The sequence below is a fragment of the Pantanalinema sp. genome (assembly GCA_036704125.1).
In the GTDB taxonomy this organism is placed as follows: domain Bacteria; phylum Cyanobacteriota; class Sericytochromatia; order S15B-MN24; family UBA4093; genus JAGIBK01.
On the sequence record DATNQI010000070.1, the window covers coordinates 1 to 14305 of the forward strand.

The window sequence follows — 14305 nt, forward strand, 5'->3', positions numbered from 1 at the left end:
CTTACAAATCCGCCGAACACGCCATTCTACCATCGTTTGCCCTCTTTACGAATCGTTGCGCCGCGATCCGCGCCGGGAGCTATAATCCGTGTACCCCAGAGCGGCAACACCAGTCGCGGCGCCCCGATCGATCCAACTTGCCAGGCGGTTCACAGCGCCAACGATCAGAAGGGAGGGCCTCCATGGACACCCGGGATCACAAGAACCAGCTCAAGTGCGTCGTGGACGAAGGCTTGCTCGTGAACCGTCGGGACATGGTCCGCGTCCTTCGCGATCTGGGCCCGGTCCGCTACCAGGACCTGGTCGACGGCGCGATCGTCCACCAGGGCGAGGGGATCATCATGAACGTGGTCGCCAACGACCAGAACGCGACCGTCATCCTCAACAAGCGCCTCTACCTCAACGTCAACGCCTTCGAGTACCTGAGCCTGGGCTCGGACGAGGCCGGGGGTGCCCACGTGGACCTGGTCGCCGAGCAACGGACGCTGCGCCTCATCCCGACCAGCGACCCCCTGCAGGAGCATGAGGAAGGCGTGATCGTCGAGGCCAGCGCCTCGCCCCGCGAGGCGCTCGATCGGATCTTCGGGGACACCTTCGCCGAGGTCTACCTGGAGGACGACTCCGACGAGGACGACTAGCTGCCTTCCTGGAGCTTGAGCTTCTCAAAGTAGAAGCGGGCCATGTAGCCGTCGCGGACGCGCGCCGAGAGAGGCACGCCGACCAGGGCCACGCCCATGAGGGTCGCCGCGCGACGCCAGGCCAGGCGCCGGCCGAGCACCGCCTCCTTGGCCCCCACCTCCCCCGAGAGCACCATCACGTGGCGCAGCCCCTTGAGCGGCTGCGCCACGGCCGTGTGGTAGATCACCCAGCGGTAGCGCTTCAACAGGTCGGCCGGAAGCGGCGGGCGCATCCCGCCCACCGCCACCAGCCCGGTCAAGAGGTCGAGATCGGCGATCGAGGTGGCCCGCAGGGCCCCGTCCGACGCGAACTCGCCGGCGTCGTCCGTCTCCTCGAGCATGGCAGGCAGGTTGCTCGCCTCGCCCGCCAGATCGACCACCAGCACCCGCCCGCGATCGTGGGTCAGCGCGATCCCCAGAGCGGCGCTCACCCCGGCGCTCGCGTCCAGATCGCCGAGGGCGAAGACCCCCGCCTCGCGAAACGGCGGCTTGTGCAGGGCGGCGAAGCGGCGAAAGAAGACGCCGAGCGCCTGGCAGGCCGGGGCCTGCAGCTCCAGGAAGCGCCCCCCCATCCCGAGGCCCGCGGGCAGGATGCCGATCACGGGCAGGCCGAAGAAGGCCGGCAGCGACAGGAAGCTGCGCCGGCGCAGGGCGAAGTAGACGGCGAGGGCCGCAGCGGTCAACAAAGCGACCGCTGCGGCCCCCATCCCGAGCGCGCGGCGCGAGACCCCGAGGCGCAGCGGCACCCCGGGCGACGCCCCCGGGGTCGCGGGCTCGGCCGACGGGGGCGTGGTCGACAGGGAGATGCCCTCGCCCGACAGGCGGTAGGCGTAATGGACCGGGCTGGCGTCCGCGAGCTCCTTGAGGCGCTGCATGGCGATCGCGACCGCCCTGTCCCGCGTTCCGCCGCTGGCCTGCACGTCGAGGTGGAAGGCCACCCCGTTCGGGATGTTCTCGACCGAGATGAGGCCGATCTTGGGCTTGAGGTCGGCGGGAAAGGCGGTGTAGACCTCGCCGAGCCAGCGGCCCGCGGCGAGGCCCTGGACGGCGCGCACGTCGCGCGCCGGGGCGAGCGGCGAGTACTCGAGGCGCAGGACCGCCTCGGCGGCGAGCGCCCCCGGCCCGAGCGCGAGGCTGGCGAGCAGGGCGATCGCCGAGGCGAGAAGGACGAGAAGGGGCCGGAACCCGGGACGAGGTAATCGCATGGGGTTCATTATAGGGACGCCCGGGGCCCCAAGCAAGAAAGCCACCGGCTCGCCGGTGGCTTTCTTGCTTGAAGGAAGGGAAGCTAGGCGAGCACGCGCCCCTGGTCGAGGGCCTCGGCCAGGATGGCGGCCTTGTCGGTCTTCTCCCAGGGCAGGTCCAGATCGACCCGGCCGAAGTGGCCGTAGGCCGCCGTCTGCCGGTAGATGGGCCGGCGCAGGTCGAGGGCGCGGATGATGCCCGCCGGGCGCAGGTCAAAGTGCTTCTGCACCAGCGCCTCGATCCGGTCCTCGGGAATGCGGTTGGTGCCCTGGCAATCGACCATGACGGAGGTGGGGCGCGCCACGCCGATGGCGTAGGACACCTGGACCTCGCAGCGGTCCGCGAGGCCCGCCGCCACGATGTTCTTGGCCACGTAGCGCGCGGCGTAAGCGGCCGAGCGGTCCACCTTCGTGGGATCCTTGCCCGAGAAGGCGCCGCCGCCGTGGCGGGCGTAGCCGCCGTAGGTGTCGACGATGATCTTGCGGCCGGTGAGGCCCGCGTCGCCCATGGGCCCACCCACCACGAAGCGGCCCGAGGGGTTGATGAGGAAGCGGGTGTCCTTTAGAAGCCCCTCCTCGACCATCGGCTTGATGACGTGCGCGATCAGGTCGCGCTCGATCTGCTCCTGGGAGACCTCGGGGGCGTGCTGGGTCGAGATCAGGATGGTGTCCACCCGCACGGGGGTGTGGCCCTCGTACTCGACGGTCACCTGGGTCTTGCCGTCGGGGCGCAGGTAAGGCAGGATGCCCTCTTTGCGGACTTCCGTCAGGCGCCGCGCCAGCCGGTGCGCCAGGCTGATCGGCAGGGGCATCAGCTCGGGGGTCTCGTTGCAGGCGAAGCCGAACATGAGGCCCTGGTCGCCCGCGCCGATGGCGTCGATCTTGGCGTCCACCTCGGCGTCCGACAGGCCGCCGCGGACCTCCCAGGCGCGATCGACGGCCTGGGCGATGTCGGGGGACTGCTTGCCGAGCGCCACCAGCACGCCGCAGGTCTCGGCGTCGAAGCCGTACTTGGCGCGGGTGTAGCCGATGTCGGCGACGGTCTTGCGAACCAGGGCCGGGATGTCCAGGTTGGCGGTGGTGGTGATCTCGCCTGAGACCAGAACCAGGCCCGTGGTGACCGTCGTCTCGCAGGCCACGCGGCCGAGGGGATCCTGCGACAGGATCGCGTCGAGCACGGTGTCGGAGATCTGGTCGCAGATTTTATCGGGATGGCCTTCGGTCACCGACTCGGAGGTGAACAGGCGCCGGCGCTGAGTCATGGGTGCTCCTTTTCGTAAGGGCGCGAACCGCGCAAAAAAATAGCCGCTTGCCAGTTATCAAGAGGCAAGGGCATCGTCCGGAGCTTTCGCCGCCGTTCGCTCATCTTCCGAGAGTCACCTCTCGCAGGATTTGGCACCGCACGCATCATCGCCGGTTGCCGGGCATCATCGGGCCAGTCCCTCCGCCTTCTCTTGATAAGCAAGTATGCAGGCCTCTCGGCCGTTGTCTTTCTTGAATCTTCTTATCACGCCAACCAGGCGCCGTCAATGCTCGCCTGAGCGCGGCGACAAGTCACGCCAACCAGGCGCCGTCAATGCTCGCCTGAGCGCGGCGACAAGTCCAAAGCGGCCCGAGGACGTTGCCTCGGGCCGCCGGCAAGCGCGTGATCAGAAGCGCCAGCTGGAGCCGAGGCCGAGCGACCCCACCGCGCCGCCCAGGCCCAGGCTCGGCCCGGAGTTGAAGCCGACGAACAGGTCCGCCGTCGTGTCCCTGTTGAAGGCGTAGCGCAAGCCGAATGCCGAGCGGGTGTTGAGGCCCGCCACCGGGAAGCCCAGGCTGGTGTCGGCCAGCAAGTGCAGGTTTGGCATCAGGCCGAGGTCCGCCCCGATACCCATGCCGAAGAAGTTGACCGGGCCGCTCGCCGCACCGACCATGGTCGCCGGCATGTTGAGGACCCCGAGGTTCCAGCTCGGCACGAGCGTGAGGCCCAGGGTGTTCACGCCGTTGAAGGCGAAGAGCTTCGAGATCGGCAGCCCCACCTGGAGACCCAGGTTGGGGGTGCCGTTGGCGTCCACCTCGAGGATGCCGCCCGCCAGGCCCGCGACGCCGGCGATCGCCTGACCCTCGGAGAGCAGGCCCCACTTGCCGCTGAGATCCAGCCGGCCGCGCCACGGGGCGGTGGCGAGCACGCCGATCCCGGTGCCCAGCTCGAAGTTGTTGCCCATCCCCATCTCGGCCCGCAGGTTGAAGGCGTTGCCGCTCACCGAGTTGATGCCGATCCCGACCGGCCCGGGCCCGATGCCCACCCCGCCGAGGAAGAGGTTCGCGCTGAGGAGGTTGGTGTTGGCGCTCAGGACGCTGGCCCGCGGCACCGCGTAGTACCGGGTCGGGCCTGCCTCCTGGGCGCTCACCACCGGCACCTGGACCATCGAGACCGAGGTCTTCATGGAAGTGCCGGGCGCAGCCCCCTGCGCGTTGGCAGCGCTCGCCAGGCACAGGGCCATCCCACCCGCCAGCGCGATCATGCTGTTGGTTCGCATTGCCGTCCCTCCTTGGCATCGATCGTGAAGATTTGCAACGTAAGGTAGCACTCGCCCGGGACGCCTTACAACGCTGGCTGGGCCGCATGCCGTCCGGCCCCCCAGGTCGATCGCGTGGTACAATCCCTGCGCCCGTGCCGCATTGAAACCCGGAGGACCCCGTGCCGCAGACCGCCACCGCCCTGAGAGAACACGCCCTCGCACTCCACCGTCGCTGCCTGATCGTCGACGGCCACGCCGACACCCTGGACCGCGTCCTGACCGAGGGCCACTCCTTCACCGAGGCGTCGCCGGACTTCCAGATCGACCTGCCGCGCCTCGTGGCCTCGGGGGTCAACGCCCAGGTGTTCTCGCTGTGGACCCCGCCCGAGTACCACGCGGAGCGCGCCCTGCACCGCGCCCTCAAGATGATCGCGGCCTTCCTCGACGCGCAGCGCGATCGTCCCGAGCTGCGCCAGATCACCGCGGTCTCGGACCTCGCCGCTGACCGGCCGGGCTTCATCTTCTCCTTCGAGGGCGCGGATCCCCTGGTGGACGACCTCTCCATGCTGGAGGTCTTCCACCGGCTCGGCCTGCGCATGATCGGGCTGACGTGGAACCATCGCAACGCCTTCGCCGACGGCCAGAAGGTGGGGCCGCGCCCGTCGGGCCTCACCGAGCTCGGGCGCGAGCTGGTCGAGCGCATGCAGGAGCTGGGCATCGTCCTCGATCTGGCCCACATCGCCGAGCCCGGCTTCTGGGACGCCCTCGAATGCTCGGAGGGGCCGGTGGTCGCCACCCACGCCAACGCCCACGCCCTCCATGCCCACCCCCGCAACCTGCGCGACGACCAGATCAAGGCCCTCGCCGAGCGCGGCGGCCTGGTGGGCGTCACCTTCGTGCCCGGCTTCCTGACGCGCGAGAAGGCCGATCTCGACCACGTGCTCGCGCACATCGACCACATCGTACGCCTGGTCGGCGACGACCACGTGGCGCTCGGCTCCGACTTCGACGGCATCACCGCCCCTCCGACCCGCCTCTCGCACGTGGGGCTTTTGCCCAACCTGACCGAGGGCATGCTCGCGCGCGGCTACTCCGAGGAGCGCATCGAGAAGATCCTCGGGCGCAACTGGCTGCGCGTCTTCGCGGCGGTTTGGAAGTAGATCCCGAGCCATGCTATGATCGTGAGCGCGCAAGCGTTCGCGCGCCGGCCCGACCCCACACGACGGAGGGTTTTCCTTGCTTTCCTTGCTCGACGATCCCGCTCGCCTGACCACTTTCGATCCCTCGGACATGCTCGGCTACCTGCACCGGCTGCCCGAGGTCGCCGAGCCGGCCTTCCGGCGCGCCCGCGCGGTGGCCCTCCCGCTTTCGCGCCCCCGCCAGGTGGTGGTCTGCGGCATGGGCGGGTCGGCCATCAGCGGCGATCTGGCCCGCAACCTGGTCTTCGCGCACTCGGAGGTGCCGGTCGTCGTCTCGCGTCACAACGGCCTGGGCGCCTCGGTGAGCCCCGAGGACCTGGTGATCCTGCTCTCGTACTCGGGCAACACCGCCGAGACGCTCGGCTGCCTTGAGGATGCCATCGCCCGCAAGATCCCCTGCGTGCTCGTCACCTCGGGCGGCAAGTTCGGCGCCCTCGCCGAGGAGCACGGCCTTGCGACCGTCCGGGTCGAGAGCGGCTGGATGCCCCGCGCGGCGCTCGGCGAGCTGTACTTCTCGCTGCTGGGCCTCATCAGCCAGCTGCCCGGCTGCGCCTGGATCTCGCCCGAGGCCGCCGTCCGGCAGCTTCGCTTGGAGCGCGAGACCTACGGCCTCGAGGTGCCCATCGAGAGCAATCCGGCCAAGCGCGTGGCGAGCAAGCTCGCGGGCAAGCGCCCCGTCATCTTCGGCGTCCATCCCAGCACCGAGGCCGTCGCCATGCGCTGGAAGGCCCAGATCAACGAGAACTCCAAGATGACGGCCCTGATGGGGGTCTTCCCCGAGCTGACCCACAACGAGATCGTGAACCTGGCCCATTCCCGGCACGAGGACCACGTCATGGTCGTGCTGCGCGACCCCTCGGACCACCCCTTCCTCCAGCGCCAGCTCGGCTTCGCCCGCGACATCATGGCCCCGATGCTCGACGAGGTCATCGAGCTCGCCGGCGCGGGCGAGGACCCGCTGAGCCGCCAGCTCTCCCTGGCATACCTGGGCGACTGGGTCAGCGTCTACCTGGCCCTGATGGCCGGGGTCGATCCCACCCCGGTCGAAGCCATCTTCGGCCTCAAGGATCGCATGGCCCTCACCCAGGAGGTCCGCTAGTGCGCGCCGTCATCATCGCGGGCGGATCGGGCACGCGGCTTCGCCCCCTGACCTACAACACGCCCAAGCCCATGGTGCCGCTGTTCGACAAGCCCTTCCTGCAGTACCAGATCGAGCTCTTGCGCGAGCACGGCATCAAGGAGATCATCATCAATCTCCACTACCTGTCGGACTCGATCAGGAACGTGCTCGGCGACGGCAGCCAGCTGGGCGTCAAGCTCTTCTACTCGCTCGAGGACAAGGCCCTCGGCACCGCGGGCGCGGTCAAGCACGCCGAGGAGTTCTTCGACGACGAGCCCATGCTCGTCTTCAACGGCGACATCCTGACCGACGTGGACCTCTCGGCGGTGCTGCGTGCCCACAAGGAGACCCAGGCCCGCGCCACCCTGACCCTGATCCGGGTCGAGGACCCCACCGCCTACGGCCTGGTGATGATGGACGACACCCGCATCACCCGCTTCCTCGAGAAGCCCAGCATGGACGAGGCCCGCGCCCTCAACGTGGACACGGTCAACGCCGGGATCTACGTGCTCGACCCCGACGTCTTCCGCTACGTTCCCAAGGGCGAGGCCTACTCCTTCGAGCGCGGCCTCTTCCCCCTCCTGCTGCAACTCGAGGAGCGCATCACGGGCCACGTGACCGACTCCTACTGGCTCGACATCGGCAGCCCCCTCAAGTACATGCAGGCCCACAGCGACGTGCTCCAGAAGCTGGTCAAGGTCCAGATGCCCGGCATCGAGATCAGGCCCAGCGTGTGGGTGGGCCCGGACGCCGACGTGGACGAAACGGCCGACCTGCGCGGCCCCATCTACGTGGGGGCCGGCGCAAAGATCCGCAAGAAGGCCAAGATCCACGAGTACAGCGTCATCGGCGCGGGGGTCACGGTCGATGACCGGGCGATCCTCGAGCGGGCCATGATCGGCGCGAACAGCACGGTCGGCGAGGAGGCGGTGCTCCAGCGCTGCATCGTCGGCCGCAACTGCGCCATCGGCGCCCACGCCCAGCTGGGCCACAACATGGTCCTTGCCGACGACTCGGTCGTCGGCAAGGGCACCCGCATCGCGAACTAGCGATATTCCCCCCCCGCCCCCCGGTGGGGCGGGGTTGAGCGTCTAACAAAACTGTTCCTGCGAGCCGCTTACAGCGGCAATACTCAACACATGCCTGGTTTTGTTAGATGCGATGTCGGGGGTGGGGGGATCTCGATCGCTCCAAGCCCCCGTTCTTAGGAGAGAACAAGTGCTGACTGAACAGGCGAGCGCCCTCAAGTTCGGAACCGACGGCTGGCGCGCGGTGATCGCCAAGGACTTCACCTTCGACAACGTGGCCCTGGTCGCCCAGGCCCTGGCCGAGACCTGGAAGGCCGAATCGGACAATCGCCACGCCGTGGTCGGCTTCGACACCCGCTTTCTCTCCGACAAGTTCGCCCGCACCGCGGCCGAGGTCCTCGCCGCCAACGGCTTCGAGGTCGTCCTGGCCGACCGCCCCTGCTCCAGCCCCTCCATCTCGTGGGCGGTCAAGGAGCGCGGGGCCGTCGGCGCCGTGATGATCACGGCGAGCCACAACCCGCCCGAGTACAACGGCTTCAAGATCAAGGCCCACTACGGCGGCTCGGCCTCGCCCGAGCTGACGGCCAAAGTCGAGGCCGTCCTGCGCAAGGGCGTACGCCCGGCCCCCTACCGGGGCGAGGCGATCGCCACCTTCGACCCGCGGACGGGCTACTTCGCCCAGCTCGCCAAGCTGGTGGACCTCGAGGCGATCGCCAAGGCAGGCCTCCAGGTCATCGCCGACCCCATGTACGGGGCCGGCTCGGGCTACCTGCGCACCATGCTCGAGGGAGCGGGAATGACCCTCACCGAGCTGCACGCCGAGGCCAACCCCTCCTTCCACGGCACCAACCCCGAGCCCATCGCCCCCAACCTGGTCGAGCTCGCCGTCCGCACCCGCGAGGCGGCCAACGCCAACCCCCTGACCGTGGGGCTGGCCTTCGACGGGGACGCGGATCGCATCGGGGCGGTGGACGCCGACGGCACCTTCGTCAACTCCCACCGCATCCTGGCGCTGATGCTCCAGCACCTGGTCGAGGAGAAGGGCTGGAAGGGCGGCGTCATCCGCACCTTCTCAACCTCCCGGCTGATCGAGAAGCTCGCCCGGGCCCACGGCCTTCCCCTGTTCGAGACGCCCATCGGCTTCAAGTACATCTGCGACCTGATGGTGTCCGAGGACATCCTGATCGGCGGCGAGGAGTCGGGCGGGATCGGCATCAAGCATCACATCCCCGAGCGCGACGGCATCCTGTGCGGCCTGGTGCTGCTCGAGATCATGGCCAAGCACAAGGCGACGCTCGGCGAGCTGGTCTCGCGCCTCGAGGCCCAGTACGGCTCGCACCAGTACGACCGCATCGACCTGCACCTCACGGACAACGCGGCCAAGGACCGGGTGCTCTCCGAGCTCAAGGCCAACCCGCCCGGCTCCTTCGCCGGCCAGGCGGTGACGGCCGTCGAGACCCTGGACGGGGTCAAGTTCACGCTCGACCACGGAGGCTGGCTGCTGTTCCGGGCCTCAGGCACCGAGCCCCTCCTGAGGATCTACGCCGAGGCCCCGAGCATGCCGCTCGTGCGCGAGCTGCTCGAGGCGGGGCGTTCGCTGGCGCAAGGAGCCTAGGCAATGAGCAAGAAGACCCGGGTCACCGTCCTCTGGGGCGGCTTCTCCACCGAGCGCGAGGTATCGAGCTGGTCCTGCGAGATGGTCCGGCGCAACCTCGACCCCGAGGCCTACGAGGTCTCGGTCCACGACCTCAACGCCTTCTTGCCGGGTGGCGACCGCACCTGGCACCAGCTCAAGGACGACGCTGACGTGGTCTTCATCGCCATCCACGGCGCGGGCGGCGAGGACGGCACCCTCCAGGGGCTGCTCGAGCTCTACGGCATCCCCTACACGGGCTCGGGCGTCATGGCCAGCGCCCTTGCCATGAACAAGGCCCGCACCAAGCAGATCTACCAGCAGGCAGGCATCCCCACGGCCGACGCCGCCGCCTACGACCTGCGCCAGGCCCCCTCTCCCGACCCCGCCGCCGAGCGCGATCGCCTGGGCGCGGCCTTCGGCTACCCCATGGTCCTCAAGGCCGACAACCAGGGCTCCAGCTTCGGCGTCCACATCGTGCGCGCCCCCGAGGACTTCGTCAGCGCCTGGGAAGAGGCCGCGAAGCTCTCGCCCGAGCTGCTCGTCGAGCGCTTCGTGCCCGGCCTCGAGGTCACATGCGGGGTCATCGGCGGCTCGGCGATCGAGGCCCTGCCCGTGGTCGAGATCGTGCCCAAGTCGTCCGGGTGGTTCGACTTCGAGGCCAAGTACGCCGCGGGCGCCTCGGACGAGATCGTCCCGGCGCGCCTCTCGCAGGAGCTGACCGAAAAGGTGCAGGACCTGGCCCTGCGCGCCCACCTGGCCCTCGGCTGCTGGGGGATGTCGCGCACCGACATGCGCATCACCTCCGAGGGCGAGATCTACGTCCTCGAGACCAACACCATCCCCGGCCTCACCGAGAACAGCCTCCTGCCCAAGGCCGCGCGCGCGGCGGGCATCATGCTGCCCGAGCTTTTCGACCGCTTCATCGCCATGGCCTTCGAGCGGCAGTCCTTCCACCCGTCCGCCTCGCTGAAGCCGTAGGGCCATCCGGCGCATTGCCGGGCGGACTCAAACAGCTTAGAATAACGGCCTAGCATGACCGCGTTCGTCGGAGGATTGTCGTGTCATCGTTGCCACTCACGTACCTGTATCCCGCCGCCCTCGTCCTGACGCTCGTCGGCCTGGTGCTCGCCATCCGCCGTCAGCTGCTGGGCTTCGCCCTGGTCGGGGTGACGGCCGTCGCCTACGCCCTCTGGCTCGCGTCGCTCCAGGCCTGGCACGTCTCCGGGCCCTGGGGCGCCAGGTACGCGATCCTGGTCGTGCTGGTCGCCCTGGGGCTCTCCCTCGAGACCATCAGCGAGCGCATGCGCTTCAGGATGGGCTGGGTCGGCCAGAACACGGTGTGGGGTGGCCTCATCGGCGGGATGATCGGGCTGTTCGTGTTCGGGGGGGCCTTCTGGATGCTCGTCGGCACCCTCGTCGGCACCGTCGGCGTCCAGTTCAGCGGCCATCGCGGGAAGCAGACCGTCGGGCGTGCCCTGGTCGACGGCCTCGAAGGCTTCTTCGGCATGTTCGGCTCCCCCGGGCTGCGGGTGCTCTTCGCGGTGGTCGTGATCGACCTCTTCCTGGACCTCGCGCGCACGGCGAGCCGCCTCACCCTCTAGTCCCTCAGGAGACACCATGCAGATTCGCACCATCATGACTTCCCCGGCTCACGCCGTGACCCCCCAGACCTCGATCAAGGACCTGCTCGCCACCTTCAAGGATCGCCAGGTCAGCGGCTTTCCCGTGGTCGAGGGCGACAAGGTCGTGGGCGTGGTGACCGAGAGCGACCTGGTCTACCGCGATCGCCCCCTCAAGCCGCCCGCCTTCCTCGCCCTCTTCGACATGGTCATCCCCCTCGAGACGCCCGAGCACCTGCGCGAGGAGATCATCAAGACCGTGGGGTCCCACGTGGGCGACGTCATGACCGCCCCGGCCGTCACCATCTCGCCCGACGCCGACGTCTCCGAGGCCGCGAGCCTCATGGTCGAGCGCCGCATCAACCGCCTGCCCGTCGTGGACGCCTCGGGGCGGCTCGTGGGCATCGTGAGCAGAGCCGACCTGGTCGCCTCCATGGCCTGATCGCCAGGATGGCCTCGGGTGGCCGCTTTCAGCGATTCCGGGTAGAATGGTTCGGCGCCCCCCGATCGAGGAGGACCCCCCATGCGCCCCATCCGCTGGTTCATCGCGGCCGCCATGCTCGGCCTCACGTTCGTCAGCGCCCCGAGCGCGGCGCTCGCCGCGGCGAGCGTCGCTACGGCCCCGGCGATCGCGCCGCCGCGCAACTTCCGCACGGTCGAAGAAGGCTTCTACCGCGGCGGCAAGATCGAGTCGAAGGAGCAGCTCAGGATGCTGCGCGACACCTACGGGGTCAAGACCGTGGTGTGCCTCGCCAAGGACTCGCTGGGGCCCGAGGGCGACAACGAGTTCGCCTGGGGCCAGGAGCTCGGCGTCACGGTCATCAAGAGCTACATGACCGACGTGGCCCCCAAGCCCGAGCAGTGGGCGACGATCAAGCAGGCCATGCAGGCCAGGAACGTCTACGTCCACTGCAAGTGGGGCGCCGACCGCACCGGCGCGGTGGTCGCCAAGTACCGGCAGGAGGTCCAGGGCTGGGACGCCCGTGCCGCTTTCGCCGAGGCGCGCAAGTACGGCTTCAAGTCCTGGCTCAAGGCCCTGAGGACCTGGATCGACGCCCCCGAGGACATGAAGTAATCGGCCCCCGAGCTGCAAGCAGCTCAGGGGCCTGCGCATCGACCGACGTTCGCGCTAGAGCTTGGTCCGATCGATCACCGAGGTCGAGTTCGAGGTGATGTTGGTGATGAAGGCCTTCTTGCCATCGGCGCTGAAGGCCATCTTGTGGTGGCCCACCTGGGTCTCGACGCTGGCGTAGACGGTGTTGGCGTCCGCGTCGATCACCGAAGCGAACGAGGAGCCGTCATTCCCGATCCAGACCTGCTTGGCGGGGCCGCTGCCGCCCGCCGGGGCGACGAAGGCGTGGACGGGCTTCTTGCCGACCGAAAGCGTCGCGATCACCTTCTGCTCCTGGACGTCGATCACCGAGACGGTGTTCGAGCCCGCGTTCGTCAGGTAGACGCGCGCGCCCACCGCCACCGCATCGGAGGGGGAGGTGCCCACTTCGAGCGTCTTGATGACGGCCTTGGTCGCGAGATCGATGAGCGAGGCCGTGCCCGCACCGCCGTTGCCGACGACCAGGATGCGGCGGTCGCCGGCGGTGCCGACCGCGATCGCCCCGGGCTTGGTCCCGACCTCGACCGAGGTGACGGCGTCGGTGGCACCGTCGATCAAGGCCACCGACTTCTCGTCCGAGTCGGGCGCGATGGCCATGTCGTGCAGGACGAGCAGCGAGCGGTGTTCGCCGGCCTTGCCGACCGGAATGGACTTGGTCGCGATGGGGTCGGCCGTCAGATCCACCTTGACGACGGACTTGTTCTCCTTGCCGCAGGTGACGTAGAGGACCTTGTCGTCGTGGGTGGAGTGGACCTTGTCCGGGCTCGCCCCCACCGGCACGTGGGTGACGGCGTTGTCGTGGGCGAGGTCCACGATGCTGATGCTCCCGGCCCCGCCGTTGGTCACGAACAGCTTGTTGCCGTCGTGGCTCGCCGCGACGTAGCCGGGGCTCTGCTGGACGACGATCGCCGACTCGGTGGCGCCGGTCGATCCGTCGATGACGGTGAGCACGTTGGAGCCGACGTTGCAGACGTAGGCACGGCCCTGGGCGAAGGCGACGCCGTGGGGAGACTTCACCGTGGCCACGTGCAGGTCGGCGGCCACGCTCTTGACCACCTGGTTGGTGGTGTCGCCGGGCCCGGTGACCGAGTTCGAGACCTGGGGCTGACAGGCGGCCGCGAGGGCGGCGGCGCCGAGGGTGAAAGCGACGATATTGAAAGTTTTCACTGTTGGCTTCTCCTAATCGATGTACTGGAAGAACGTGACGTAGCAGGAGAGATCGCTCAGTGCGTTGTAGGCGACGTAGCCGGGGGTGAAGCCCACCCCCAGGCGAAGGGCGTGGTCGGGCGAGAAGGCGTACGTGAGGGCCGGGATCACCTTGAGGTTGCTCATGGTGATCGAGCTGCCCCCCGAGAGCGGCGCCAGCCCCCGGTACCCGCTCAGGGTGACTCCGGCCTTCCAGACCGGATCGAGCTGGTAACCTAGCGTTCCTTGGGCGACCACGGCATCTCCGATGAAGAAATTGGTCGCAACTCCGCTGGGGGTGCCGAAGGGCCGCTGGTAGCCGAGGCTCGCCTCGTAGCTCAGGTCGCCGCTCGCCCCCGTGGCGGTGAAACCCGCCTGTCCGTTCCAGACGCCGGCGCCGGTCACCTCGGCATCCACGCCGGTCGCGCGCCCGCTCGGGGCCAGCACCCCGAGCCAGAGCCCGAGGGCCGGAATGGGACCGTCGCCTGCGATGGCGCGGTAGGCCACCTGCAGCGCCAGGTCGCCGAGCCCGGCGGCCTGGCTGGTCGCCTCGCGGAGCTCCACCGTGCCGAAGGAGCTGGGCGCCGCGCCGCTGTATGCGTTGCCGACGACCGGAGCCTGTATGCCGAACAGCAGCTCCGGGGTCGCGTAGTACGCCAGACCGAAGGTCGCCTGGAGCGCCTGGACGGAGGAATCCACCGGGATCCCCCGCAGGGCGCCCCCGTCGTTGAACGAACCGTTGACGGAACGGTAGGCGACGTCCTGCTGAAGCAGGAAGCGGCTGGTTCGCTGGTAGAGGTTGGTCCCGGAACCCAGGGCTCCCACCTCGCTCAGGTTGACCGAACAGCCGCATGTGCCGCACGCCGATGCCGGCCCCGCCCACGCGACGCTCACCGCGCACGCGAGGGCCAGGCCCGAGACAAGTCGTCTCATGACCGATCTTCTCCTATCGAGTTAAAAAAGGGGTCCGCAGGCGGATCAG

The 14305-nt window shown here is 68.9% G+C and carries 14 protein-coding genes and 1 riboswitch; of the genes, 9 read left to right on the top strand and 5 right to left on the bottom strand.

Features of this window, described 5'->3' with window-relative positions; all coding sequences use genetic code 11:
* Window positions 1-182: 182 nt before the first annotated feature.
* The gene (locus V6D00_11360; protein HEY9899770.1) at window positions 183-638 is read left to right on the top strand and encodes a hypothetical protein; all 456 of its coding nucleotides are present in this window, start codon (window positions 183-185) and stop codon (window positions 636-638) included.
* Here V6D00_11360 and V6D00_11365 read toward each other — a convergent pair.
* The 3 genes from V6D00_11365 to V6D00_11375 all read right to left on the bottom strand — a co-directional run bounded on the left by V6D00_11365 (window position 635) and on the right by V6D00_11375 (window position 4443).
* Window positions 635-1882, bottom strand: a complete 1248-nt coding sequence (locus V6D00_11365) for a hypothetical protein (protein ID HEY9899771.1) — start codon at window positions 1880-1882, stop codon at window positions 635-637. The genes V6D00_11360 and V6D00_11365 overlap by 4 nt on opposite strands.
* 83 nt (window positions 1883-1965) lie before the next feature.
* A complete protein-coding gene (metK, locus tag V6D00_11370; GenBank protein HEY9899772.1) occupies window positions 1966-3183 on the bottom strand; it encodes a methionine adenosyltransferase in 1218 nt (405 codons plus the stop codon).
* 97 nt (window positions 3184-3280) lie between these two features.
* Window positions 3281-3385, bottom strand: a riboswitch (SAM riboswitch).
* 185 nt (window positions 3386-3570) lie between these two features.
* The gene (locus tag V6D00_11375) at window positions 3571-4443 is read right to left on the bottom strand and encodes a hypothetical protein (GenBank protein ID HEY9899773.1); all 873 of its coding nucleotides are present in this window, start codon (window positions 4441-4443) and stop codon (window positions 3571-3573) included.
* Window positions 4444-4604: 161 nt separating this feature from the next.
* Here V6D00_11375 and V6D00_11380 point away from each other — a divergent pair, with 161 nt between their 5' ends.
* The 8 genes from V6D00_11380 (at window position 4605) to V6D00_11415 (ending at window position 12102) form a co-directional block, all read left to right on the top strand.
* Complete coding sequence (locus V6D00_11380) at window positions 4605-5585, top strand: dipeptidase (GenBank protein HEY9899774.1); 981 nt, start codon at window positions 4605-4607, stop codon at window positions 5583-5585.
* A gap of 76 nt (window positions 5586-5661) precedes the next feature.
* Complete coding sequence (locus V6D00_11385; protein ID HEY9899775.1) at window positions 5662-6723, top strand: bifunctional phosphoglucose/phosphomannose isomerase; 1062 nt, start codon at window positions 5662-5664, stop codon at window positions 6721-6723.
* Window positions 6723-7793 carry an NDP-sugar synthase gene (locus tag V6D00_11390; protein ID HEY9899776.1) on the top strand — a complete coding sequence of 357 codons (1071 nt, stop codon included), beginning with the start codon at window positions 6723-6725 and terminating at the stop codon, window positions 7791-7793. The genes V6D00_11385 and V6D00_11390 overlap by 1 nt, the downstream gene beginning before the upstream one ends.
* A 169-nt stretch (window positions 7794-7962) precedes the next feature.
* The gene (locus V6D00_11395; GenBank protein HEY9899777.1) at window positions 7963-9387 is read left to right on the top strand and encodes a phosphoglucomutase/phosphomannomutase family protein; all 1425 of its coding nucleotides are present in this window, start codon (window positions 7963-7965) and stop codon (window positions 9385-9387) included.
* A gap of 3 nt (window positions 9388-9390) precedes the next feature.
* Window positions 9391-10386, top strand: coding sequence for a D-alanine--D-alanine ligase (locus V6D00_11400; GenBank protein HEY9899778.1), 996 nt, complete (start codon window positions 9391-9393; stop codon window positions 10384-10386).
* A gap of 80 nt (window positions 10387-10466) precedes the next feature.
* Complete coding sequence (locus V6D00_11405; GenBank protein ID HEY9899779.1) at window positions 10467-11009, top strand: hypothetical protein; 543 nt, start codon at window positions 10467-10469, stop codon at window positions 11007-11009.
* Window positions 11010-11025: 16 nt separating this feature from the next.
* Window positions 11026-11469: a CBS domain-containing protein gene (locus V6D00_11410; GenBank protein HEY9899780.1), complete on the top strand. Its 444-nt coding sequence runs from the start codon at window positions 11026-11028 to the stop codon at window positions 11467-11469.
* A gap of 81 nt (window positions 11470-11550) precedes the next feature.
* The gene (locus V6D00_11415) at window positions 11551-12102 is read left to right on the top strand and encodes a hypothetical protein (GenBank protein ID HEY9899781.1); all 552 of its coding nucleotides are present in this window, start codon (window positions 11551-11553) and stop codon (window positions 12100-12102) included.
* A 54-nt stretch (window positions 12103-12156) separates the two neighbouring features.
* On the opposite strand, the gene V6D00_11420 is transcribed toward V6D00_11415, so the two are convergent.
* Window positions 12157-13305 carry a hypothetical protein gene (locus V6D00_11420; protein HEY9899782.1) on the bottom strand — a complete coding sequence of 383 codons (1149 nt, stop codon included), beginning with the start codon at window positions 13303-13305 and terminating at the stop codon, window positions 12157-12159.
* A 12-nt stretch (window positions 13306-13317) separates the two neighbouring features.
* A complete protein-coding gene (locus V6D00_11425) occupies window positions 13318-14256 on the bottom strand; it encodes a transporter (GenBank protein HEY9899783.1) in 939 nt (312 codons plus the stop codon).
* Between the last annotated feature and the right edge of the window lie 49 nt (window positions 14257-14305).

Bases quoted from the DNA above. Each gene is read 5' to 3' on its own strand.
- V6D00_11360 (HEY9899770.1), top strand. From the start codon at position 183: ATGGACACCCGGGATCACAAGAACCAGCTCAAGTGCGTCGTGGACGAA.
- V6D00_11365 (HEY9899771.1), bottom strand. From the start codon at position 1,882: ATGCGATTACCTCGTCCCGGGTTCCGGCCCCTTCTCGTCCTTCTCGCC.
- metK (HEY9899772.1), bottom strand. From the start codon at position 3,183: ATGACTCAGCGCCGGCGCCTGTTCACCTCCGAGTCGGTGACCGAAGGC.
- V6D00_11375 (HEY9899773.1), bottom strand. From the start codon at position 4,443: ATGCGAACCAACAGCATGATCGCGCTGGCGGGTGGGATGGCCCTGTGC.
- V6D00_11400 (HEY9899778.1), top strand. From the start codon at position 9,391: ATGAGCAAGAAGACCCGGGTCACCGTCCTCTGGGGCGGCTTCTCCACC.
- V6D00_11410 (HEY9899780.1), top strand. From the start codon at position 11,026: ATGCAGATTCGCACCATCATGACTTCCCCGGCTCACGCCGTGACCCCC.
- V6D00_11415 (HEY9899781.1), top strand. From the start codon at position 11,551: ATGCGCCCCATCCGCTGGTTCATCGCGGCCGCCATGCTCGGCCTCACG.
- V6D00_11425 (HEY9899783.1), bottom strand. From the start codon at position 14,256: ATGAGACGACTTGTCTCGGGCCTGGCCCTCGCGTGCGCGGTGAGCGTC.